The organism is Chromohalobacter sp. HP20-39 (genome assembly GCF_033052815.1).
In the GTDB taxonomy this organism is placed as follows: domain Bacteria; phylum Pseudomonadota; class Gammaproteobacteria; order Pseudomonadales; family Halomonadaceae; genus Chromohalobacter.
Map to the genome: position 1 here is coordinate 1 of NZ_JAWHTP010000988.1, position 250 is coordinate 250.

General features: G+C 72.8%; 1 protein-coding gene. It reads left to right on the forward strand.

The genetic code is table 11. The annotated features are described in order from the left end of the window. A partial coding sequence (locus RVY79_RS20930) for an anhydro-N-acetylmuramic acid kinase (protein ID WP_317466531.1) occupies nt 1-250 on the forward strand: 250 nt, incomplete at both ends.

A 250-nucleotide genomic window follows, 5' to 3' on the forward strand; every position in this document is an offset into this window, starting at 1 on the left:
TCGCTCGACGGTGTCGACGGCGTACTCTTCGACGCTGCCCGGCTGGCCGTCACTGGCCATGTCCACACCCCGTTCGCCCCGGCACTGCGCGATGAACTGCTCGCGCTGAACACCCCGGGCCCCAACGAGCTGCACCGCGCCGCACTGGCCGCCAACGCGGTGGCGCGCAACTATGCCGACCTGGTCGCCCAGCTGCTCGAAGCCACCGCCACGCCGCGCGGCCAGGTTCGCGCCATCGGTGCCCACGGCC